The 22,110-nt window shown below is 73.1% G+C and carries 13 protein-coding genes and 1 pseudogene; 8 read left to right on the top strand and 6 right to left on the bottom strand.

Annotated features, from left to right (window positions below):
* Window positions 1-51 precede the first annotated feature (51 nt).
* Window positions 52-588, top strand: a complete 537-nt coding sequence (locus tag ACIQAK_RS04075; protein ID WP_031122726.1) for an HNH endonuclease — start codon at window positions 52-54, stop codon at window positions 586-588.
* 37 nt (window positions 589-625) lie between these two features.
* Here the strand turns inward: ACIQAK_RS04075 and ACIQAK_RS04070 are convergent, their stop codons facing one another.
* Complete coding sequence (locus ACIQAK_RS04070; RefSeq protein ID WP_366387887.1) at window positions 626-3,610, bottom strand: beta-N-acetylglucosaminidase domain-containing protein; 2,985 nt, start codon at window positions 3,608-3,610, stop codon at window positions 626-628.
* A gap of 337 nt (window positions 3,611-3,947) precedes the next feature.
* Between ACIQAK_RS04070 and ACIQAK_RS04065 the strand changes: the two genes are divergently transcribed.
* The 5 genes from ACIQAK_RS04065 to alc all read left to right on the top strand — a co-directional run bounded on the left by ACIQAK_RS04065 (window position 3,948) and on the right by alc (window position 9,327).
* The gene (locus tag ACIQAK_RS04065; RefSeq protein WP_366387888.1) at window positions 3,948-4,256 is read left to right on the top strand and encodes a hypothetical protein; all 309 of its coding nucleotides are present in this window, start codon (window positions 3,948-3,950) and stop codon (window positions 4,254-4,256) included.
* Entirely contained in the window at window positions 4,257-6,770 is a 2,514-nt protein-coding gene (malQ, locus tag ACIQAK_RS04060; RefSeq protein ID WP_366387889.1) for a 4-alpha-glucanotransferase, read from the top strand.
* Window positions 6,771-6,790: 20 nt separating this feature from the next.
* Window positions 6,791-7,021: a hypothetical protein gene (locus ACIQAK_RS04055; RefSeq protein WP_366387890.1), complete on the top strand. Its 231-nt coding sequence runs from the start codon at window positions 6,791-6,793 to the stop codon at window positions 7,019-7,021.
* Between the two features lie 143 nt (window positions 7,022-7,164).
* Entirely contained in the window at window positions 7,165-8,076 is a 912-nt protein-coding gene (locus tag ACIQAK_RS04050; protein ID WP_366387891.1) for a LysR family transcriptional regulator, read from the top strand.
* A gap of 96 nt (window positions 8,077-8,172) precedes the next feature.
* A complete protein-coding gene (gene alc / locus ACIQAK_RS04045) occupies window positions 8,173-9,327 on the top strand; it encodes an allantoicase (protein ID WP_366387892.1) in 1,155 nt (384 codons plus the stop codon).
* Window positions 9,328-9,473: 146 nt separating this feature from the next.
* Here the strand turns inward: alc and pepN (ACIQAK_RS04040) are convergent, their stop codons facing one another.
* Window positions 9,474-12,050 (bottom strand): aminopeptidase N, encoded by a 2,577-nt coding sequence (gene pepN, locus ACIQAK_RS04040; RefSeq protein WP_366387893.1) that lies wholly within the window; start codon window positions 12,048-12,050, stop codon window positions 9,474-9,476.
* Window positions 12,051-12,211: 161 nt separating this feature from the next.
* Between pepN (ACIQAK_RS04040) and ACIQAK_RS04035 the strand changes: the two genes are divergently transcribed.
* Entirely contained in the window at window positions 12,212-12,712 is a 501-nt protein-coding gene (locus tag ACIQAK_RS04035) for a DUF1203 domain-containing protein (RefSeq protein ID WP_366387894.1), read from the top strand.
* A gap of 97 nt (window positions 12,713-12,809) precedes the next feature.
* On the opposite strand, the gene ACIQAK_RS04030 is transcribed toward ACIQAK_RS04035, so the two are convergent.
* On the bottom strand, window positions 12,810-13,838 hold the full coding sequence (locus ACIQAK_RS04030; RefSeq protein WP_366387895.1) for an aspartate-semialdehyde dehydrogenase: 1,029 nt from the start codon (window positions 13,836-13,838) through the stop codon (window positions 12,810-12,812).
* Between the two features lie 177 nt (window positions 13,839-14,015).
* Here ACIQAK_RS04030 and ACIQAK_RS04025 point away from each other — a divergent pair.
* Window positions 14,016-14,240, top strand: a pseudogene (locus ACIQAK_RS04025) (RNA polymerase subunit sigma-70); the annotation flags it as partial.
* Window positions 14,241-14,511: 271 nt separating this feature from the next.
* Here the strand turns inward: ACIQAK_RS04025 and ACIQAK_RS04020 are convergent.
* From ACIQAK_RS04020 to pepN (ACIQAK_RS04010), 3 genes are all read right to left on the bottom strand, one after another.
* The gene (locus tag ACIQAK_RS04020) at window positions 14,512-17,820 is read right to left on the bottom strand and encodes a S8 family serine peptidase (protein WP_366387896.1); all 3,309 of its coding nucleotides are present in this window, start codon (window positions 17,818-17,820) and stop codon (window positions 14,512-14,514) included.
* Window positions 17,821-18,051: 231 nt separating this feature from the next.
* The gene (locus ACIQAK_RS04015) at window positions 18,052-19,155 is read right to left on the bottom strand and encodes a hypothetical protein (protein ID WP_366387897.1); all 1,104 of its coding nucleotides are present in this window, start codon (window positions 19,153-19,155) and stop codon (window positions 18,052-18,054) included.
* A 222-nt stretch (window positions 19,156-19,377) separates the two neighbouring features.
* Entirely contained in the window at window positions 19,378-21,978 is a 2,601-nt protein-coding gene (pepN, locus tag ACIQAK_RS04010; protein WP_366387898.1) for an aminopeptidase N, read from the bottom strand.
* Window positions 21,979-22,110 lie beyond the last annotated feature (132 nt).

The following is a 22,110-nucleotide window of genomic DNA, read 5'->3' as shown; positions in this document are numbered from 1 at the left end:
GATCGTCCCGGCGCGAGCCACGCGCCGCCGGCGTACAAGGAGGCATCCACCGTGCCGCACGTCCTGGTTCTCAACGCGTCGTACGAGCCGCTCGGCGTCGTACCGCTCCGCCGCGCGCTCGTCCTCGTCCTCGAGAACAAGGCCATCTGCCTTGAGGAGACCGGCGCCTTCCTGCACAGTGCCACCCGTGCCGTGCCCGCGCCCAGTGTGGTCCGGCTCAAGCGTTTCGTCCGGGTCCCCTACCGGGGGCCCGTTCCCCTGACGCGCCGGGCGCTGTTCGCCCGGGACGGGGGGCGCTGCATGTACTGCGGGGCCGCCGCGACCAGCGTCGACCACGTCATTCCACGCAGCCGCGGTGGACAGCACGCTTGGGACAACGTGGTGGCCGCCTGCCGCCGCTGCAACCACGTCAAGGCCGACCGCCACCTCCCCGAGCTCGGCTGGCGGCTGCGCCACCAGCCCGCTCCGCCGACCGGCCTGGCCTGGCGGATCATCGGGACCGGACACCGCGACCCGCGCTGGCTGCCGTACCTGCAACCGTTCGGCGCGGACGACGTGATGGCCCGGATCGACGGCGTTTCCGCCTGAGACCGGGCCTTCGCCGTCGCCGGGCCCGCTGTACGGGTCACTCCGCGACCGCGTACGCCTCCACCGACCAGAGCGAGTAGCCGTACTGCGTCGCCCGGGCGTCGCCCCGCACCCGGATGAACCGGGTGCCCTCGGCGTCCATCCGCACCGACTCGCGCCCGCCCCGGCCCTCCCGGACGGTCGCCGCGGTGCGCCAGGTACGGCCGTCGGCGGAGACCTGGACCCGGTAACCGGAGGCGTACGCGTCCTGCCAGGACAGCACCACCTGGCCCAGCCGCACCGGCCGCACCAGCTCGGCCCGCCACCACGCGCCGTCCTCCACCGGGGAGGACCACCGGGTCTCCGGGTCGCCGTCGGAGGCGTCGGAGGCGGGGAAGTCGGGGGTCTCGTCGCCGGAGGAGGAGGCCGTGGCCGTACGCACCAGATCCGGCCCGCCGGTACGCGGGAAGGCCCGCACGGTCAGGGTGGACTCCTGGCCGCCGAAGGTCAGCGGCACCTCGTACTCACCCGCCGGGGTGTCCGCCGGAACGGTGATGTCCACCGGCACCTCGGTACGGGAGCCGCGCGGCACGGTCGTCTGCTTCGGGACCCGCACCTCGATGCCCTCAGGGGCCTTCGCGGTGAGCTTGCCCTTCACCTCGGCCGGACGCCGCCCGGCCAGCCGCGCCGCGACCCGCTGCGGTTCGCCGCCGATCTCCGCGTCCGTCTCGCCGCGCGCCAGGTCGAGCGTGGCGGCGGGCTCGTCCCCGAACCACGGCACCAGGGCGCGCAGCCGCAGGGTGTCCGCCGGGATCGCGGGGGCCGTCGGCAGGCTGGGGCTCAGATAGGACGGGGGCGTGGTCCGGGCCGCCTCGGGCACGGTGACCCGTACGGCGTCGGCACGCAGCCCCTTCGCGGGGGTCTGGGTCCAGCCGGCCGGCGACAGCCGCCCCAGCGCCCGCCAGCCCTCGCCCGGCACATGGGCCTCGACGACCGCGCCGGTCAGGGCGGGGCCCGGCTCGGCGAGCACCGTCACCGCCTGGAGCGGGCGGGCCCGGTCCAGGCGGACCGTGTGGCCGCTGCTGTCCTCGGTGACCCGGCCGCCGGCGCGGTCGATGCCGTTCCAGCCGTCGGCGGCCTTCTCGGCCCGGTCCAGGAAGGGGTCGAGCACCCCCTTGCCGACCGTGGCCTTCTGCGCCGCGATCTCCTCGCGCAGTGGCTCCAGGGCCAGCTGCGCCCGCCAGGCCCCCGCCCCGTCGCCGCCCGCCTGGGCCTGGAGCAGGTCCACGGCGAGCTCACCGGCGCGACCGTACCGGGCCAGCTGCTCGGTCCACGGGCGCACCTCGTCGGCGAGGCGCCCCTCGGCGGGGGTGGCCAGCCGCTCGGGGGCCCGCCGCATCACGGTGAAGGCCGCCCGCAGCTCGCGCGCCGCCCGGTCCCGGACCGGGGCGCCCGATGCCCGGGACTGCCAGAACGCGGTGAACAGGGGCCGCAGATAGGCGGACTCCTCCGCACCGAGCACCGAGTCCGCGCTGTTGCCCGCGAGCGCCCGCAACGCCTCCCGGGCCCCCGCGTCGCCGCCCGCGAGATCGTCGATCGCCGCCTGCCAGGACGCGTCCGCGCGGTACCCCTTCGGGTTCCAGGCGAAGTCGGCCGCGGTGAACAGCGGGATGCGCGAGGCGGACGCCTGCTCCATCGCGTTGGCCAGCAGCGCCGCCGAACCGCCCGCCACCGCCGGGTCGCGGCCGGTGTACGGCCCGAGGAAGATCCGGTCCTGGGCGTAGTCGTTGACCGGGTAGTTGTCCATCGTCACCAGCGGGTGGCGGAACGCGGCACGCGCCCCGGCCAGCTCACCACCGGTGATCTTCTCCGGTACGACCCCGACGCCCGTCCAGGCCACCTGCACCCGGCCGTCCAGCTCGGCGGCGAGCGCCGTGCGGTAGTCGGTCGCCCCGTCCTGGTAGAACTCCGTCGGCAGCACCGACAGCCGTGCCGCGTCCGGGTGGCGCTCCGCCAGGTGCCGGGCGACCGCACCGGCCACCTGGGCCTGCGCCCGGGCCGCCGCCTCGGGGCCGCTGCCGAACCGCTCGGCGTCCAGGTCGCAGTGCCACTCGCTGTAGCTGACGTCCTGGAACTGGAGCTGGAAGACCCGCACCCCCAGCGCCCACATCGCGTCGATCTTCTTCGTCAGCGCCCGGACGTCCTGGTCGGAGGCCATGCACATCGCCTGGCCCGGGGACACGGCCCAGCCGAGCGTCACATGCTCGGCCCGCGCCTCGCGCGCCAGCGCCCGGAAGTCGGCCCGCCGGTCGGCCGGGTAGGGCTCGCGCCAGCGGGCCAGCCGGTAGGGGTCGTCGCCGGCCGCGTAGAGGTACCGGTTCTGCTTGGTGCGGCCCATGAAGGCGATCTGGGCGAGCCGCTCCTGCTGGGTCCAGGGTCGTCCGTAGAACCCCTCGGTCATGCCGCGTACGGCCGTTCCCGGCCAGTCCCGCACCACCACGCCGGCCACCGAGCCGCCGCTGACCAGCTGGCGCAGGGTCTGGACCGCGTGGAACAGGCCGTCCTCGCCGAGCCCGTCCAGGGCCACGGTGGCGCGCCCGGCGACCCGGCCGGACGCGATCCGGTAGCCGCCCGCGGGCAGATCGGCGCGCTCGGGTGCGCGCAGCGCCCGCAGGGCCTGTCCGGCGCCCGGACCACCGATCCGGATCAGGGGCCCGCGCCCGGGCAGGCCCTCGTGCACGGTGGCGACCCCGGCGGCGCGCAGCAAGGAGCGCAGCTGCGCCACGGCGTAACGATCGGCGTCCGGCGCGGCGAGGACGGTGGCCTCGGTGCCGAGCGGCAGGGCCGGGCCGGTGGCCTCGATGCTCTGGGGCCGGGGCCAGACGGCGGGCGGCTGGGCGCTGCCGGCGCGGTCGGGCGAGGCGGCGGCGGGTCTGCCGGGGTCGAGGGGGGCGGCGGTCGCGGCCGGTGCGACCGGACCCAGCAGACCGCCGATCACGGCGACGGCCACGGCCGTGGCCTGCTTCCTGCGCCCGAACCGCACGTCACGCTCCCTCGAAGGATCTGAGTGGGGTCCGAGCCCACCACCCGTGCGTGAGGGTGTCAATGCGTGTGGCTGTTCTGCCGGACTTGCCGCGAATAGTGGCACCTTCGTGCCTCTTGGGACGGGAGTGAGGGGAGGGAGTGGCTGAAAACAGCCCATAGCTGCCGTGCGGGGGAACGGAATGTGACCCATGGCACGTTGGGCTCGTTGTCCTGATGCGTTCGCCGCCATGACGTCACCGCGCACGCCGTCATGACGCGTATGTCACGTCCAGGTCTGCGCACGCGGGGCCTGGGTAGGCCTGCTGTGTCCTGTTCTCCACGGCCAGGAGGCCACCATGCCCGCATCCGCGCAGCTTCTGCTCTCCGCCCTCTCCGAACAGGTACCCGCCCAAGCCGATCCCGCGCCGCTGACCAGCGGACTTCCCCTCGCCGATGTCGCCCACCTGATCAGCGGGCCGCCGCTCGCCGACCTCTCCCTCCTCCCCGGCGAATCCTCGTACCCCGACGCCGCACCGCTGACCAGCGAGCCCCCGCTCGCCGATGCCACCCCGCTCACGAGCGAGCCTCCGCTCGCCGCCGTCGCCCCTCTGACCAGTAAACCGGCACCCGGTGCCGCGGGGGGCATGGAGTTCCCAGGAGTCTGAATGGGCTTGTCCCGGCTCGCCGCATTGCACGGTGTCGCCACCTCCTACTCCCCGTCTCCGGATGTCACGGTGTCCGTCCCCGACGACACGGTCATCGCCGTGCTCGCCGCGCTGGGCGTGGACGCCGGCACCCCGGAGGACGTACGGAGGTCACTTGTCGCCGCGGAGTCCCGCTCGCGCCTGCTGCCGCCGACCGTGGTGGTCTGGGCCGGTGAGCCGCTGCCGCCCGAGCTGGCCGGGCTGCCGCCCGGCTCGACCGTGACGGTCGAGCCGGAGCCGGCGGGCGGGACCCCCCGGCCCGCCGTCACCTGGAAGGTGCCGGGGGCCGCCTCGTCCTGGAAGGCGCCGCAGACCTCCCCGCCCGAGCGGACGCCGGACCCCGCCGCCTCCCGGACGGTGCTGGACACGGACTCCCGGGCGGCGTCGGACGCGCCCGCCTCCCGGACGGTGCTGGACACGGACTCCCGGGCGGCGTCGGACCCGCCCGCCCCCCGGACGGTGCTGGACACGGACTCCCGGGCGGCGTCGGACCCGCCCGCCCCCCGGACGGTGCTGGACACGGACTCCCGGGCGGCGTCGGACGCGCCCGCCTCCCGGACGGTGCTGGACACGGGCTCCCGGGCGGCGTCGGACGCGCCCGCCTCCCTGGCGGTGTCGGACGTGGCCGCCTCCCGGATGGTGCCGGATGCGTCCACCTCGCCGACGGCGGGGACGGCGGCCGGGTCCCCGCCCACCGTCCCCGCCGGGTGGACCGAGCCTCCCTGCGGTGTCCACCGCCTCCACCTCCGCACGCCCGACCACCACGAGGCCACCGCCACCCTGGTCGTCGCCCCGCCCCGGGTCCCGCAGCCGCCCGGGCGCACCCACGGCTTCCTGGTCCAGCTCTACTCCCTGCTCTCCGCCCGCTCCTGGGGCATGGGCGACCTGTCCGACCTGGCCGACCTCGCCGCCTGGTCCGGGCGCACGCTCGGCGCCGGGTTCGTCCAGGTCAACCCGTTGCACGCGGCGGTCCCCGGCCGCCCCACCGACCCCTCCCCGTACCGCCCCTCATCGCGCCGCTTCCCCGACCCCGTGCACCTGCACGTCGAGTCGGTCCCGGAGTACGGGCACGTCCACGACCGCGCCACCCTGGACGACCTCCGCCAGGACGCGGCGGCGCTGAGCGAGGCCGTGCTCAACAAGGGCGCGCTGATCGACCGGGACGCCGTCTGGGAGCTGAAGCGGCAGGCCCTGGAGCTGATCGCCCAGGTGCCGCTCACCCCCGGCCGCCGCGCCGCCTACTGCGACTTCCTCGCGGAGCAGGGCCAGGCGCTGGAGGACCACGCCCTGTGGTGCGCGCTCGCCGAGGTACACGGCCCCGACTGGCACAGCTGGCCCGAGCCCCTGCGTGACCCCCGCTCCCCGGGGACCGCCCGCGCCCGCGCCGAGCTGCTGGACCGGGTCGACCTGCACTGCCGCCTCGCCTGGCTGACCGCCACCCAGCTCGCCGACGCCCAGCGGGCCGCCGAGGGCGCCGGGATGCCGGTCGGGATCGTCCACGACCTGGCGGTCGGGGTACACCCGGCCGGGGCCGACACGTGGGCCCAGCAGGACGCCTTCGCCCACGGGATGTCGGTCGGCGCGCCGCCGGACGCCTTCAACGCGCGCGGCCAGGACTGGGGCCTGCCGCCCTGGCGCCCCGACACCCTCGCCGCCACCGGATACGCCGCCTTCCGGGGCCTGCTGCGCGGCCTGCTGGCCCACGCGGGAGCAGTGCGCATCGACCACGTCATGGGCCTGTTCCGGCTCTGGTGGGTGCCGGAGGGGTGCCCGCCCACCGACGGTACGTACGTCGCGTACGACGCCGAGGCGATGCTCGCCGTCCTGGTCCTGGAGGCCCACCGGGCCGGCGCCGTCGTGGTCGGCGAGGACCTGGGCACCGTCGAGCCCGGCGTCCGCGAGGCGCTCACCCGGCGCGGGGTGCTCGGCACCTCCGTGCTCTGGTTCGAACGCGACTGGGAGGGCGACGGGCGGCCGCTGGCCCCCGAGCAGTGGCGCCGTGACTGCCTCGCCACCGCCACCACCCACGACCTGCCCTCCACCGCCGCCCGGCTGACCGGCGACCATGTGACGCTCCGCCACCGCCTCGGCCTGCTCACCCGCCCCCTGGAGGAGGAGCTCACCGAGGACGTCACCTCCACCGCCGAGTGGCTGGCGCTCCTGGCCCGGCTGCGGATGCTCCCCGAGGGCGAGGGCAACGAGGAGGCCGCCGTCCGCGCGGTCCACCGCTTCCTGCTCGCCACCCCCGCCCGGATGACCGGCGTCTGGCTCCCCGACGCCGTGGGCGACCGCCGCCCGCAGAACCTCCCCGGCACCTGGGACCAGTACCCCAACTGGCGACTGCCCGTCGCCGACGCCGAGGGCCACCCGGTCACCCTGGAGGAGATCGCCGCCTCACCCCGCCTGCACGGACTGATGGAGGTCATGCGCCCCCGCACGGCCCGTACGGCACCCCCGGGCGAGCGCCCCGACTAGGCGTTCGCTACGTTGGCACCGTGGACAAGAAGAACGCTATGCGCGCCGGCGTCGTTGCGGCCGGGACGACGCTGATGATGCTGCTCATGTCGGCCCCGGCCCTCGCGCTCACGGCCGACGACGGTGACGACCCGGGCCAGGGCCTGAGCGTGATGGAGACCATCGGTCTCTACGTCATCGCGCCCATCGGCCTGTTCCTGTTGATCACGGCCCTGGTCATGGTCCTGGACAAGTCCAGGAAGCAGGTCTGACCCGCACACGTACGAAGGATGCGCCGCCGGCAGGAGCTACCGCGCGGCGCATCCGCATGTCCGGGGCCGGACCGAACGGGACGTGGGCGGAGCGGGACCCGGGCCGGACGGGTCCGGCCCCGCCGGGTCGGTAGGTCGCGGCCATGACCGAGTGGGACGTCAAGAAGCTCCGCATCCTGCGCACCCTGCGGGACCGCGGCACCGTGACGGCGACCGCCGAGGCGCTCTCGATGACCCCCTCCGCCGTCTCCCAGCAGCTCACCAACCTGGCCAGGCAGCTCGGCGTGGAGCTCCTGGAGCCCCAGGGCCGCCGGGTACGTCTCACCGACGCCGCCCACCTCGTCCTGCGCCACGCCGAGGCGGTCTTCGCCCAGCTGGAGCGGGCCGACGCCGAACTGACCGGCTATCTGCGCGGCGAGGCGGGCGAGGTGAGGGTCGGCGCGTTCTCCACCGCCGTGCCCGCCCTCGTCGTCCCCGCCGTGACGCTGCTGCGCGCCGAGGACCGCCCGGGACCCGACGTACGCGTACGGGAGGCCGAGGCGGCCCAGGCGTACGAGCTGCTCACCGCGGGCGAGGTGGACCTGGCCCTCTCACTGGCCGCCCACGCCCCGACCGCCCGCGACCCCCGCTTCTCCCTCTTCCCGCTGCTCGCCGACCCGCTGGACGTGGCGCTCCCGGCCGGCCACCCGCTGGCCGGAGCGCCCGCGCTGCGCCTCGCCGACCTGGCCGCCGAACGCTGGATCTTCGGCGGTTCCGGCCCCTGGTCCGCGATCACCACGGCCGCCTGCGAAGCGGCCGGTTTCGTCCCCGAGCAGGCGCACAGCGCCGCCGGATGGACCGCGATCCTCGCCCTGGTCGAGGCGCGCATGGGCATCGCGCTGGTCCCCCGGATGGCCTCCCGGGAGCAGCGCCGCGAAGGCGTCGTGATGCGGGTCCTGGAGGCGGACCAGCCGCGCCGCCATGTGGTGGCGGCGGTCCGGCACGGGGCGGAGACCGGCCCCGCGGTGGCCCGGGTGCTCGCGGCGCTCACCCGCGTGGCGGACTCGGTCAGCTGAGCCGTCCGTCAGCCGCGTGATTCTTCAGCTGCGCTGAACGGTATGTGCGGAAACTTTCGATGGACCTGATGGGTCCGATGGCGCGAAGGTAAGGGCATGACCTCCGACGCGAGCGAGAGCACATTCCAGAACTCCGACACCGACCCCCACGCCAATGACGCCGCGCCCTACGGCGGCGGCGACCCGTACGCCGACTACCGGGAGGCGGGCGACCTCCCCTTCGCCGAGCTGGTCGACCTCGCCGACCGTCGGCTCGGCGCCGGCGTGATCGCCGCCAACGACGAGTTCTTCGCCGAGCGCGAAAACCTGCTGCTGCGCGAGCGCGCCGTCTTCGACCCCGAGCGCTTCGGCCACAAGGGCAAGATCATGGACGGCTGGGAGACCCGCCGCCGCCGGGGAGCGGACGCCGACCACCCCTTCCCGGCCGCCGAGGACCACGACTGGGCGCTCATCCGCCTCGGCGCCCCCGGCATCGTGCGCGGCCTGATCGTGGACACCGCCCACTTCCGCGGCAACTACCCCCAGCGCGTGTCGGTGCGGGCCACCGCCGTCGAAGGCACCCCGAGCCCCCAGGACCTGCTCGCCGACGACGTGAAGTGGGAGGAGATCCTCGCGCCCACCCCCGTACGCGGACACGCGGCCAACGCCTTCGAGATCACCGGCGGCCGCCGCTACACCCATCTGCGCCTCTGCCAGCACCCCGACGGCGGTATCGCCCGCCTCCGCGTACCCGGCGAGGTCGTCCCGGACCCGGCCTGGATCGCCGCGCTCGGCACCGTGGACCTGATCTCGGTGCTCAACGGCGGCCGTTACGAGGACGCCTCCGACCGCTTCTACTCCTCACCCACCCAGATCATCCTGCCGGGCACGTCCCGCAAGATGGACGACGGCTGGGAGAACCGCCGCCGCCGGGTCCGCGACACCAACGACTGGGTCCGCTTCCGGCTGCCCGCCCAGGGCGCGGTCCGCGCGGTCGAGATCGACACCGCCCACCTCAAGGGCAACTCCGCCGGGTGGATCGCCCTCCAGGGCCGCAACGGCGGCACCGGCGAGTGGTTCGAGATCATCCCGCGCACCCGCCTCCAGCCCGACACCCTCCACCGCTTCGTGCTGCGCGCCCAGGCCGTCGTCACCCACGTCCGCCTGGACGCCTTCCCCGACGGCGGGGTGGCCCGGATGCGGCTGCACGGCAGCTTCACGGAGTCCGGCACGGCCGAACTGACCCGCCGCTACGAGGAGTCCGGCACGTGACCCCGTAACCCCCGGACGGCACCCCCGGTTCCCGCCCGGCGGACGGCTGCGCTCCCGCGCCCGCCCGCCGGGCGGCTTCCACCTTCCCGTACCCGGCGAAGGGGCGCCCCCTCCGCAGCGGCGGAGAGGACACCCCCGGTGGCGCGTTACGCGGTGGCCGCCGCCGCGTCCGCCGCCTGGGCCTTCAGGGCCCGCTCCACGCCCGCCCGCGACTCCGACATCAGCCGGCGCAGGGCCGCGCTCGGCTCGGCCGAGGCCAGCCAGGCGTCGGTGGCGTCCAGCGTCTCCTGGGAGACCTGGTAGGCCGGGAAGAGGCCGACCACGATCTGCTGGGCCATCTCGTGGCTGCGCGAGTCCCAGACGTCCTTCACCGCGGCGAAGAACTTCTCCGCGTACGGGGCCAACAGCTCGCGCTGGTCCGGCTGGACGAAACCGTTGATGACCGCGTCCTGGAGCGCGTTGGGCAGCTTGTCGGACTCCACGGCCGAGGCCCAGGCCTGCGCCTTGGCCTCCTCGGAGGGCTGCGCGGCCCGGGCGACGGCCGCGTGGCGCTCGCCCGCCGCCGTCCTGTCACGCTCGTACTCGGCGGCGATCTCCTCCTCGTCCAGCAGCCCGACCGCGGCCAGCCGCTGCACGAACGTCCAGCGCAGCTCGGTGTCGACGGTCAGGCCCTCGACGGACTCCGTACCGTCCAGCAGCGACTGGAGCAGGTCCAGCTGCTGCGGGTCGCGGGCCGTCGCCGCGAAGGCGCGGGCCCAGGCCAGCTGGTGGTCGCTGCCCGGCTCCGCCGCCCGCAGGTGCGCCAGCGTCGCCTCCGTCCACTGGTTGAGCGCGGCCTCACGGGACTGGGGGGCCGCGTACAGATCCAGGGCCAGCTTCAGCTGGCGGTGCAGCGACTGGACGACGCCGATGTCCGACTCCTTGCCGATGCCGGAGAGCACCAGCGAGAGGTAGTCGCGGGTCGCCAGTTCGCCGTCGCGCGTCATGTCCCAGGCGGAGGCCCAGCACAGGGCGCGCGGCAGCGACTCGGTGAAGTCGCCCAGGTGCGCGGTGACGACCCGCAGGGACTCCTCGTCGAGGCGGACCTTCGCGTACGACAGGTCGTCGTCGTTGAGCAGGACGACCGCCGGACGGGCCCTGCCCACGAGGGCGGGCACGTCGGTGCGCTCGCCGTCGACGTCCAGCTCGATCCGGTCGGTGCGCACGAGCTTGCCGTCCGCGGTCAGGTCGTAGGCGCCGATGGCGATCCGGTGCGGGCGCAGCGTCGGCTCGCCCTTGGCGCCGACGGGCAGCGCCGGGGCCTCCTGGAGGACGGTGAAGGAGGTGACGTGACCGTCGGCGTCGGTCTCGATCTCCGGGCGCAGGATGTTGATGCCGGCCGTCTCCAGCCACGCCTTCGACCAGGTCCTCAGGTCACGGCCCGACGTCTTCTCCAGCGCGCCCAGCAGATCCGAGAGGCGGGTGTTGCCGAAGGCGTGCGCCTTGAAGTACGCCTGCACGCCCTGGAAGAACGCGTCCTTGCCGACGTACGCGACGAGCTGCTTGAGCACGGACGCGCCCTTGGCGTACGTGATCCCGTCGAAGTTGACGAGTACGTCGTCCAGGTCGCTGATGTCCGCCATGATCGGGTGCGTGGAGGGCAGCTGGTCCTGCCGGTACGCCCAGGTCTTCATGGAGTTGGCGAACGTGGTCCAGGAGTGCGGCCACTTCGAGCCCTCGGCGTCCGCCTGGCAGGCGATCGAGGTGTAGGTGGCGAACGACTCGTTCAGCCAGAGGTCGTTCCACCACTCCATCGTGACGAGGTCGCCGAACCACATGTGGGCCAGCTCGTGCAGGATGGTCTCGGCCCGCACCTCGTACGCCGCGTCCGTCACCTTGGAGCGGAAGACGTACTGGTCGCGGATGGTGACCGCGCCGGCGTTCTCCATCGCGCCCGCGTTGAACTCCGGGACGAAGAGCTGGTCGTACTTGGCGAACGGGTACGCGTAGTCGAACTTCTCCTGGAACCACGCGAAGCCCTGCCGGGTGACGTCGAAGATCTCGTCCGCGTCCAGGTACTCCGCGAGCGAGGGGCGGCAGTAGATGCCGAGCGGCACGGACCGGCCGTCCGCCTCGTAGCTGCTGTGCACCGAGTGGTACGGGCCGACGATGAGAGCCGTGATGTACGTGGAGATACGCGGCGTCGGCTCGAAGGACCAGACGTCGTCCTTCGGCTCGGGCGTCGGGGAGTTCGAGATGACCGTCCAGCCGGCGGGGGCCTTCACGGTGAACCGGAAGGTCGCTTTCAGGTCCGGCTGCTCGAAGGACGCGAACACGCGGCGGGCGTCCGGCACCTCGAACTGGGTGTACAGATAGGCCTGTTCGTCGACCGGGTCGACGAACCGGTGCAGCCCCTCACCGGTGTTGGTGTACGCGCAGTCCGCGACGACCTTCAGCTCGTTGGCGCCCTCGCGCAGACCCGGAAGCGCGATCCGGGAGTCGCGGAACACGGCGGCGGCGTCCAGCGCCTCCCCGTTGAGCACGACCTCGTGGACGGCCGGGGCGACCAGGTCGATGAAGGTCTCCGCACCGGCCTCCGCGGAGTCGAAGCGCACGGTGGTCGCGGACCGGTAGGTGCCGCCCCCCTGCGCTCCGGAGAGGTCGAGATCGATCTCGTACGCGTCCACGGCCAGCAGGCGCGCCCGCTCCTGTGCCTCTTCGCGGGTCAGATTCGTGCCAGGCACGCGGTCATCTCCTTGGTGTGCGACTTGCTATGCGGCGTTTTGGCCATCCTTCCATGTGCGGCGCACCCAGGGGGCGCCCGGCGGACCATCCCGGCCCCGCGCCCCGGCGTGAGGTCCGAATTCCGCCGGAGCCGGGCGGCGGACCGGAGCAGGCTCGGACCATGACCGGATACGAGCCCCGCCCCATCGCCCCCGCCGCCCTCGCCGAACTCCGCACCGTCGACGACGCCGGCCGCCCCTGTGTCCCGTACACCGACACGGAAGGCGGCGCCCCCCTCCGCTGCTGCCTGCGGGGCAGCGAGCCCGGGGAGCGGATCGCGCTGGTCTCCTGCGCCCCGCTGCGCCGCTGGGCGGCCGGGACCGGGGCGAGCCCGGGGGCGTATGACGAGCAGGGCCCCGTCTTCATCCACGCCGAGGAGTGCGCGGGCCCGGACCCCGCCCGCCCGGGCTACCCGTTCTCGCGCCCCGGCGCACTGCGCACGCTCCGCTGCTACGACGCCCGGGGGCACATCGTCGGGGGCCGGCTGCTGGAGATCCCGGCCGAGGCGGAGAAGGGCTTCGACGCGGCGTTCGACGAGGCGTTCGCGGACCCGCGGGTGGCCTTGGTGCATGTGCGGGCGGTGGAGTACGGGTGCTTCCACTTCGAGGTGCGACGGCCCTGAGGCGGGCACGCGGAAGGGGCGGCCACCGGTGTGCCCGGTGGCCGCCCCTTCCGTAGGCGTACGGAACCGCCCCTCACCGTACGCGCAGGGCCGCGGCTCAGCCCCTCAGCTCGGCCGCCACCAGCTCCGCGATCTGCACGGCGTTGAGGGCCGCGCCCTTGCGGAGGTTGTCGTTGGAGACGAAGAGGGCGAGGCCGTTGTCGACGGTCTCATCGACCCGGATGCGGCCCACGAAGGAGGCGTCCTTGCCCGCCGCCTGGAGCGGGGTGGGGATCTCCGAGAGCTCGACGCCTTCGGCGTCCTTCAGCAGCTCGTAGGCGCGCTCGACACCGATGGGGCGGGCGAAGCGGGCGTTGATCTGGAGGGAGTGGCCGGAGAAGACCGGGACCCGGACGCAGGTGCCGGAGACCTTCAGCTCCGGGATCTCCAGGATCTTGCGGGACTCGTTGCGGAGCTTCTGCTCCTCGTCCGTCTCGAACGAACCGTCGTCCACGATCGAACCCGCCAGCGGCAGCACGTTGAAGGCGATCGGGCGCTTGTAGACGGCCGGCTCGGGGAAGTCCACGGCCTCGCCGTCGTGGGCCAGCTTCCCGGCGTCGGCGACGACCTTGGATGCCTGGCCGTGCAGCTCGGCGACGCCGGCCACCCCGGAGCCGGAGACGGCCTGGTAGGTGGCGACGGTCAGCGCCTGGAGACCGGCCTCGGCGTGCAGCGGGCGCAGCACCGGCATCGCGGCCATCGTCGTGCAGTTCGGGTTGGCGATGATCCCCTTGGGCCGGACACGGGCCGCGTGCGGGTTGACCTCGGAGACGACGAGCGGGACCTCGGGGTCCTTGCGCCAGGCGGAGGAGTTGTCGATCACGACGGCGCCCTGTCCTGCGACCTTCTCGGCCAGCGCCTTGGAGGTCGCGCCCCCGGCGGAGAACAGCACGATGTCCAGACCGGTGTAGTCGGCCGTGGAAGCGTCCTCGACGGTGACGCCGGAGCCCTTGAAGTCGATCGTGGAACCCGCGGACCGGGCGGAGGCGAACAGCCGCAGCTCGTCGACCGGGAAGTCCCGCTCGGCCAGGATACTGAGCATGACTGTGCCGACCTGACCGGTGGCGCCGACGATTCCGACCTTCACTGGAACTCCTCTGTACGTGCGCTGTGCGTGTGCGCGACCCGTTTGCCGCTCCATGATGCGTATGTCCGGGCCCACCTTGTCCAATCCATTGTCCGACCTGCGGACTCCTGCCGACGGGGCCGAACGTTTCGTCGTCCCGCGGCGTCGGAGGGGAAACATCTTCGGGGGAGGCGTTCCTTGCCGAGAGGGAGCGAACCGGGTGCGCGGGACCCGCTGGGTCCCGCGCAGGTGGACCGGGTCCGGGCCGTGCTGTCCCTGGGCGGGGTCCCGTACGCGGACCTCCAGGACGGGGTGCGGCAGATACGGCTGCGGCTGCTGGAGCGCACCGCGCGGGGCCAGGCCCCTCCGGCGGACCTCGGGGCCTGGTCGGCCGTGGTCGCCTCGAACCTGGCGGCCGACTGGGCCGGGCGCGCAGGCGGGCTCCTACCGGCCGGGGACCCCGATGACCGTCGTGGTCTCCCGCTTCCCGGCCGAGCCGGTGCCGGCCTGCACGGAGGACGGCGAGCGCGCGGCGGCCTGGGAGTGGCTCTCGGCCGCGCTGCCGGGCTCGCGCGGGCTGGGGTGCGAGGACCGGGCTGAGCCGAGTGAGGACGCACGGCGGGGCGGGAGCTCGTGGAGAGCTCCCGCCCCGCCGTCGATCAGGATCGATCAGGATCCGTCAACGAGTGATCCGTTACGGCGTGACCTTCTCGATCACGACGCTGCCGGTGCCCGCGGCGGTGCCGCGCGCGTTGACCAGCTGGACCTCACCGAAGAACTGCCGGCCCTCGGGAGCCGCCCCGGCGACCACGACCTCGGCGCCGACCTGCGCCGAGGCGCCGCTCGCCAGGCTGTAGGTCTTCGACGCGTCGACCTTGAGGGTGCCGAGCGAGGCCGAGTAGTACACGTCGCGGTAGTCGTACGTGGTCGACCCGGCCGGGACCGAGTAGCCGTCGACGATGACCGTGTACGTACCCGCGGCCGGGTTGACCAGGCTGACCTTCTCCTCGGAGCCGGCGGTGGTGCCGCTGCCGACCTGCGTGGCGCCCCGGAAGACGTACAGGTCGAGGTCGGCGTTGGCGTCCGACGTACCGCCGATGGCGACGTCGAGCTTCTCGACGCCCGCACCGATGGTGACCGTGGACTGCTGGGACTGGCCCGTGGAGATCGACGGCTTGGTCACCTTGGCCGAGCCGAGCGAGCCGCCCTTGAGCTTGCCGTCGAGGGCGGCAGCGCCGTTGGTGACCTTCCAGCTCACCGCGGCCGGGGTGCCGACCTTGGCCTCGGCGATGGTCTGCACCGCCGGGTCGAAGGTGGCGCCGAGCAGCGAGACGTCCAGCTTGAACGGGTTGTCCAGCAGCGGCGACGTACGGCGCGACTCGATCTCGATCTCCCACACGCCGGGCTGCGGGTCCTTGTAGGAGCGCACGTCCGGGCGGCAGGTGTTGGCCGGGTTCTCGTAGTTCGGGTAGCAGTTGACCGTGGAGGTCGGGTCGACCGGCGTCCCGTACGGGTGCAGGGCGATGAACCGGGTCTGGCTGCCCGAGCGCAGCGCGCTGAGGGCGACCTCAAGGGTCTTGGCGCCTTCCGGCACGTCGACGAAGTACGAGGTGGTGCCGTTGCGCTGCACCGAGCCCGACGACTTGAACGCGTAGTTGGGCTGGTTCAGCTCGTGCGCGACGACGACGGTGGAGAGGACCTGGTGGTCGACGCCGACGGTCTTCCTGTCGTCCAGCTCCAGGACGGCGCTGTGCACGCCCGCGGTCCTGGCCTTCGCCGTGACCTTCAGCTTCACCGGGGTGTCGAGCGGCAGCGAGACGTACTCGGGGCTGCTCAGCTTGAAGGTGCCGTCGTTGTTCTTCCACGACAGCTTGTGCTGGACGTCGCGGTCCGGACCCGTGGTGCGGGTGACGGTGATCTCGTAGACCTTGGTCTCGTCGACCTTGAGGCCGCCCTCACGGTCGTAGAGGCCGGTGCCGAAGCCCGGGTCCTTGAGCGCGAAGTCGATCGCGGTGTCGACCGGGGCCTTCACCTGGTACTCGTGCGCCGGGGTGCCCTGCTTGGTGATGAGCTTCCAGGCGCCGACGATGTCGATCAGGCCGGAGCCCTGGGCGTGCGCGGGCACGTCCTTGATGTGGGTCGCCGAGCTGGTCAGCGCGGTCCGGAGGTCGGCCGGGGGCAGCTCCAGACCCCTCTGCTTCGCGGCGGAGAGCAGCAGGGCCGCCGCACCGGCGGCCTGCGGCGAGGCCATCGAGGTGCCCTGGAGCATCGAGTAGCCGGCCGGCAGGGCGTAGCCCGCCTCCTTGACCGGTCCGCCTGCGGACCAGGTCTGGGTGGTGTTGATCGAGGCACCCGGGGCCGAGATGGTCGGCGTGAAGCCGCCGTCCTCACGCGGACCGCGCGACGAGAAGGGAAGCAGGTCGTACTTCTTGGTGACGTTGGAGCCGTAGTTCGCGGCCCACGTCTCCTTGGAGATCGACGCGCCCACCGAGATGACGTGGTCGGCCAGGGCCGGGTCACCGATGGTGTTGAGGCCCGGGCCGCTGTTGCCGGCCGAGATGACGAGCTGGACGCCGTAGATGTCGACGAGGCGCTTGTAGAGCTCGGCGCGGGCGTTGTTGCCGTCGTTGAGCGGCGGCAGGCCGCCGATCGACATGTTGACGATGTCGACACCGCGGTTGACGACGAGGTCGATCATGCCCTCGGTCAGCGCGATGTTGGTGCAGCCGCCGGACCAGGTGCAGGCGCGCGAGGAGACGACCTTGGCGCCGGGCGCCGCACCGTTCATCTGGCCGCCGAACAGGCCGTTGGCCGCGGTGATGCCCGCGACGTGCGTGCCGTGCGAGCCCTCGATGACGCCGATGTTGACGTAGTCGGCCTTGGCGCCCGCCGCGTTGTAGACCACGTTCTTGCGGGTCTCGACGACGAACGGGATGCGCTCGACGACATCGGTGCGCGGGTCGTCCTCACCGAAGTAGGAGACCTGGAACTTCTCCTTGTACGGCTTGAGGACCGTGTCGTCGGCGAAGTCGGCGTTGCTGTTCAGGTCGACCCGGGAGGTGCCGGTGACCGGGTCGTAGAGCACGCCCCACACGTCGGTGGTGTCACCGTCGCGGTTGAGGTCGCCCGCCATGTCACCACCGGTGGTGGCCGCCTCGGCGAACGTGGCGAACCTGTAGCTGCCCGCCGGCGCCGACCAGGTCTTGCCGCCGGACGTGAACGTCGGGCCGGCGACGGTCTGCGACATCTGGAGCCAGGTGCCGTCACCGTCGGTGACCGGGTCGGTCGCCGTCACCCAGTCGACGATCTTGCGCTCGCCGGTGGTGGTCTTCTTCAGGGCCGGGTGGCCGAGGTCGACGCCGGAGTCCAGGACGCCGATGGTGATCCCGCGGCCGTCGGCCTTCGGGTTCTTCTCGACGAACTCGACCGCGCCCGTCTCGAAGGACGGGTTGTACGGGTTGGCGGCCGGCGTCTTCCTGCCCGGGGCCGGGTAGCTGCCCGTGGCCTTCGGCTGCTTCGCCCCCGAGGCCCGGTCGCCCGAGGGCGTCGGGTCGTCCAGCTTGATCTCCTGCTTGAGATCGATGCCGAGGACGGACTTCAGCTTGGCGGCCGCCTCGATGGTGTCCTCGGCGGTGCCGGTCGGCACCGTCGCCCGGACGTAACCGAGCTTGTCGTAGGTCTGACCCAGCACGGAGCCCTTGACGGCGTCCAGCTGCTCGGTGACCTGCTCGGTCGCCCCCGGGGTGGTGGCGATCATCATCGTGACGTTCTTCTCGCCCTTGGCCTCGGCCTTGGCCAGAACCTCGGCGTCAGCCGTGCCGAGCTTGTCGCCCCGGTCGCTGGTGGCGGCCGGTTTGACGGGTGCCGGTGCCGGGTCGTCGACGGCGAACACCGGCGCGGCGCCGGCGGCCGCGAGAGCGGCCGCCAGGCCGGCGGCGGCCGCGATGCGCGCGGCGCGTCTCGTCCCGGGTATGGAGCTGGGGGATTCCTTGGTCATCAGCATCCCTGTAATTGAAAGAGAGAGTCCGGAATTCGGTACCGGATGACCGCTCAGCCTGTCGTAAATGACAGGGCTTTGTGGAGAGTTGACGGAGCTGAGACAGGTACATGGCATAGATCCGCCACGGGGGGCATTGCGTCACGAGGGATGAATGAGGCGAAAGCGTACGCTGGAGGCGCCGATCGCGGGCCTGTGGTCCGGACCAGTGGCACCGCCGGACGCGTCGGCCCCCGCTCAGCGCGGCAGCACCACCAGATAGGCGGCCGGCTCCCGGTCGTTCGCCGCCATCAGCGCCGTACGCACCACCGTGGCCTGCTGGTCCATCGCCTCGCGCAGCTTCCGCGGGGTGAGGTGGACGACCGTGACCCCCAGCCGCTCCAGGTGGTCGCGCTTGGCGGCGTACGCGGACCACCGCGGGTCCTCGACGTGCTCCGGGTCCCGGTTCCGTGGCCGCTGCCCCTGCTGCGGCGCGCCGAACCGGGGGGCCCGGGTGTCCAGTTCGACGGCGACGGCCTGATCCGGCCAGAACGCGTCGACCCCGCCCAGCTCCGGACCGCCCGGCAACCGGAGGGTCACGTTCCACAACGGCTCGGACAACCCGTGCTCGCGCACCATCGCGTACAGCCGCGCCTCCGCCACCGCCCGGCCCTCGGCCAGCAGCGCGTCCACCGCGTCCACCACCGCCGGTCGCCCCAGCAGCTTCGCCGCGCTCAGCTCCCGCACCACGGCGGCCGGTTCGCTGTGCCCGGCCCGCACGGCCTCGGTCAGCAGCCGGCGTACGGCCTCCGCGTCCCCCAGCCCCGCCACCGCGTCGGTCAGCGCTCGCTCCACCGGCGCGACGGGCACCCCGGCCAGCCGCACCGGCACGGGCAGCTCGGACGCCCGCACCACCTCCACGAACCGGGTCGAGCGCAACCGCCGGGTGCACGGCACCAGGACGTCGACGCGGTGCAGCTCCCCGAGGTCCGGCCCGGTGGCGAAGCCGTGCAGGGCCAGCGCCGCCAGGCCGGTGACCATCGCCTCGCCGAACCCCGCGTCCGACGGCTCCGGGGGCGTACGCCGGGAGGAGGCCGGCGGGCGCCCCGCGTACAACAGGGCGCCGTGCAGCCGCTCCTGGCCGCCGGGCGGACCGGAATGCAGCAGGTAGACCCCCGGCAGCAGGTGCTGCCAGGGGCCGCCCGGCAGGCACTGCGCGGACGTCTGCGCGGCGGAGATGCCCCTCGCCCGGAGCTGGGCGGCGGACAGGACGCGGTGCGTCACGTCCTGGAGGTGGTGCGGGGGGCGGGGAGACGGCGGGGACGAGGGGGACAGGAACGGCAGCGGGGTGTTCTGGGTCATGGCCGATGGTTTCCCGGTGACGCGGGGGGCCCTAACCCCTGTTACACACCCGTCGACAATTCCAGACAACACCGCCCTAAAGTACGGATGTTCGACAGCCGAAAAGGGCTGTCGCGCCGGAATTGGCCGGGGGGCGCGTCCGGGCAGGCGTGCGAGCGCCGACTTCGCGTCGCCCGCACACCGGGCCCGTGCACCCCAGTTGAGGCCGGCCGGTGGCCCTGCCTACGCCCGCGCGTCGCACTCCTGGCCCCGCAGCACCCGCGCCAGGTCGTCCCGGGCCTCCAGCACCAGCCGGCGCAGCGCCGGAGCGGCGTCCGCGTGGTCGTTCAGCCAGGCGTCGGTCGCCGCCAGGGTCCGCGGACTGTCCTGGAGCGCGGGGAAGAGCCCCTTCACCACGTGCATGCCGATCTGGATGGACCGCTCCGCCCAGACCCGCTCGATCACCTCGAAGTAGCGGCCCGCGTACGGGGCCAGCAGTTCCCGCCGCGAGGGCTGCTCGAAGCCCGCGATCGTCGCCTCCACCAAGGCGTTGGACAGCTTGTCCGACTCCACGACCGCCGCCCACGCCTGCGCCTTGACCGCCTCCGAGGGGCGCGAGGCCAGGCACCGTACGTGGTGGCGCTTGCCGGACGCCGTGTCGTCGCGGGCCAGCTCGGCGTCGATGGCCGCCTCGTTCGCCACGCCGTGCGCGGCGAGCGGGGAGAGGAAGGCCCAGCGCAGCTCCTGGTCGATCTCCAGGCCGTCGATCCGGGCCGTGCCCTCCAACAGCGCGCCCAGCAGCTGGAAGTCCGTCGCGGAGCCTGCGACGGCCGCGAAGAAGCGGGCCCACGTCAGCTGGTGCTGGCTGCCCGGCTCGGCCTGCCGCAGCTCGCGCAGCGCGCCCTCGGCCAGCGTCCGGCCGCCCTCCTCGCGCCAGGCCGGGGCGGCGTAGTTCACCAGCGCGGACTGCGCCCAGGCGTGCAGCATCTGGAGGACCCCGATGTCGCTCTCCCGGCCGGCGTGCGCCAGCACCAGCGCGACGAAGTCGCGGGCGGGCAGAGCCGCGTCCCGGGTCAGGTTCCACAGGGCCGACCAGCACAGGGCGCGGGCCAGCGGGTCGGTGATGTCGCCCAGGTGGTCGCGGAGGGTGGCCAGCGACCCCTCGTCGAAGCGGACCTTGCAGTACGTGAGGTCGTCGTCGTTGACCAGGATCAGGTCGGGCCGCTCCGCCCCGGCCAGCTCCTTCACGACCGTGCGCTCCCCGGCCACGTCCACCTCGGCCCGGGCGTACCGCGTCAGCTCGCCCTCGGGCGTACGCCGGTACAGGCCGACCGCGACCCGGTGCGGGCGCAGCTCCGGGTGGGAGGCGGCGGCCTCCTGGAGAACCGCCAGCTCGGTCAGCGCCCCGGCCGCGTCGTACGTGGCGAGGGGGGTCAGCACGTTGACCCCGGCGGTCTGCAGCCAGGAGCGCGACCAGGCCGTCATGTCGCGGCCGGAGGTCTCCGCCAGCACCGAAAGAAGGTCCCCCAGACGCGTGTTGCCGTACGCGTGACTCTTGAAGTAGCGCCGCGCGCCTTCCAGGAAGGCGTCGCGTCCCACGTACGCCACGAGCTGCTTCAGTACGGACGCGCCCTTGGCGTAGGTGATGCCGTCGAAGTTCAGCTTGGCGTCCTCCAGGTCACGGATGTCGGCCGTGATCGGGTGCGTGGAGGGCAGCTGGTCGGCGCGGTAGGCCCACGCCTTGCGGTTGTTGGCGAAGGTGATCCAGCCGTTGGTGAACCGGGTCGCCTCGACCATCGAGAAGGAGCCCATGAAGTCGGCGAAGGACTCCTTCAGCCACAGGTCGTCCCACCACTCCATGGTGACCAGGTCGCCGAACCACATGTGCGCCATCTCGTGCAGGATGACGTTGGCGCGCCGCTCGTAGGCGGCCGAGGTGACCTTGCCGCGGAAGATGTACTCCTCCCGGAAGGTGACCATGCCCGGGTTCTCCATCGCCCCGAGGTTGTACTCCGGCACGAACGCCTGGTCGTACTTCCCGAAGGGGTAGGGGTAGTCGAAGTTGTCGTGGAAGAAGTCCAGGCCCTGCTTGGTGATCAGGAAGACGTCGTCCGCGTCGAAGTGCCGGGCCAGCCCCTTGCGGCACATCGCGCCGAGCGGGATCTCCAGCGTCGAACCGTCGTCCAGGGTGCGGCTGTAGTGGTCGGTCACATAGTGGTAGGGACCGGCGACGACGGCCGTGATGTACGTGGAGACCGGCTTGGTCTCCGCGAACCGCCACACCCCGCCCTCGTGCGACTCCTCGGCCCCGTTGGACCAGACCCGCCACCCCTCGGGCGCGGTCACCTGGAAGCGGTAGGGCGCCTTCAGGTCCGGCTGTTCGAAGTTGGCGAAGACCCGCCGGGCGTCGGCCGGTTCGTACTGCGTGTAGAGGTAGACCTCGCCGTCCTCCGGGTCGACGAAGCGGTGCATGCCCTCGCCGGTCCTGCTGTACGCGCACCGGGCCTCGACCACCAGGACGTTCTCGCCCGCCAGGAGCCCCTCCAGCGCCACCCGGGCCCCGTCGAACACGAGGGCGGGGTCGAGGGCCTTCCCGTTCAGCGTCACGGCGTCCACACCCGGCGCCACCAGGTCGGCGAAGGTCGACGCGCCCGCACGGGCGGAGCGGAACCGGATCGTGGTCAGCGACCGGAACGTCCGCGGACCGGCGTTCCCGTCGCCCCCGTCGGCCCCCTCGGGCTCGCCGACGGCGGAACGCAGGTCGAGCTCGACCTCGTAACCGTCGACGGTCAGCAGCTCGGCCCTCTGCTGGGCCTCGTCGCGGGACAGGTTTTCACCGGGCACGGGCACTCCTTCGTGACGCGCGTCATGTGTCGTGTTCGAACCCATTGATCCTTGCACGCGTCCCCGGCGGCCGGTATCCGGTCAGGCCACGAGGTCCGGCCGGGAATGACACACCCCCCGGGAGGCGTTTCG

Source organism: Streptomyces sp. NPDC088706 (assembly GCF_044752765.1).
Taxonomy (GTDB): Bacteria; Actinomycetota; Actinomycetes; order Streptomycetales; family Streptomycetaceae; genus Streptomyces.
Note: the sequence above shows the minus strand (reverse complement) of the source record. Positions and strands in the feature narration are given on the sequence as shown.

Coding starts and splice junctions, on each gene's coding strand:
- alc (WP_366387892.1), top strand. CDS start 8,173: ATGACCTCCGACGCGAGCGAGAGCACATTCCAGAACTCCGACACCGAC.
- ACIQAK_RS04015 (WP_366387897.1), bottom strand. CDS start 19,155: ATGACCCAGAACACCCCGCTGCCGTTCCTGTCCCCCTCGTCCCCGCCG.
- ACIQAK_RS04035 (WP_366387894.1), top strand. CDS start 12,212: ATGACCGGATACGAGCCCCGCCCCATCGCCCCCGCCGCCCTCGCCGAA.
- ACIQAK_RS04020 (WP_366387896.1), bottom strand. CDS start 17,820: ATGCTGATGACCAAGGAATCCCCCAGCTCCATACCCGGGACGAGACGC.
- ACIQAK_RS04065 (WP_366387888.1), top strand. CDS start 3,948: ATGCCCGCATCCGCGCAGCTTCTGCTCTCCGCCCTCTCCGAACAGGTA.
- ACIQAK_RS04050 (WP_366387891.1), top strand. CDS start 7,165: ATGACCGAGTGGGACGTCAAGAAGCTCCGCATCCTGCGCACCCTGCGG.
- malQ (WP_366387889.1), top strand. CDS start 4,257: ATGGGCTTGTCCCGGCTCGCCGCATTGCACGGTGTCGCCACCTCCTAC.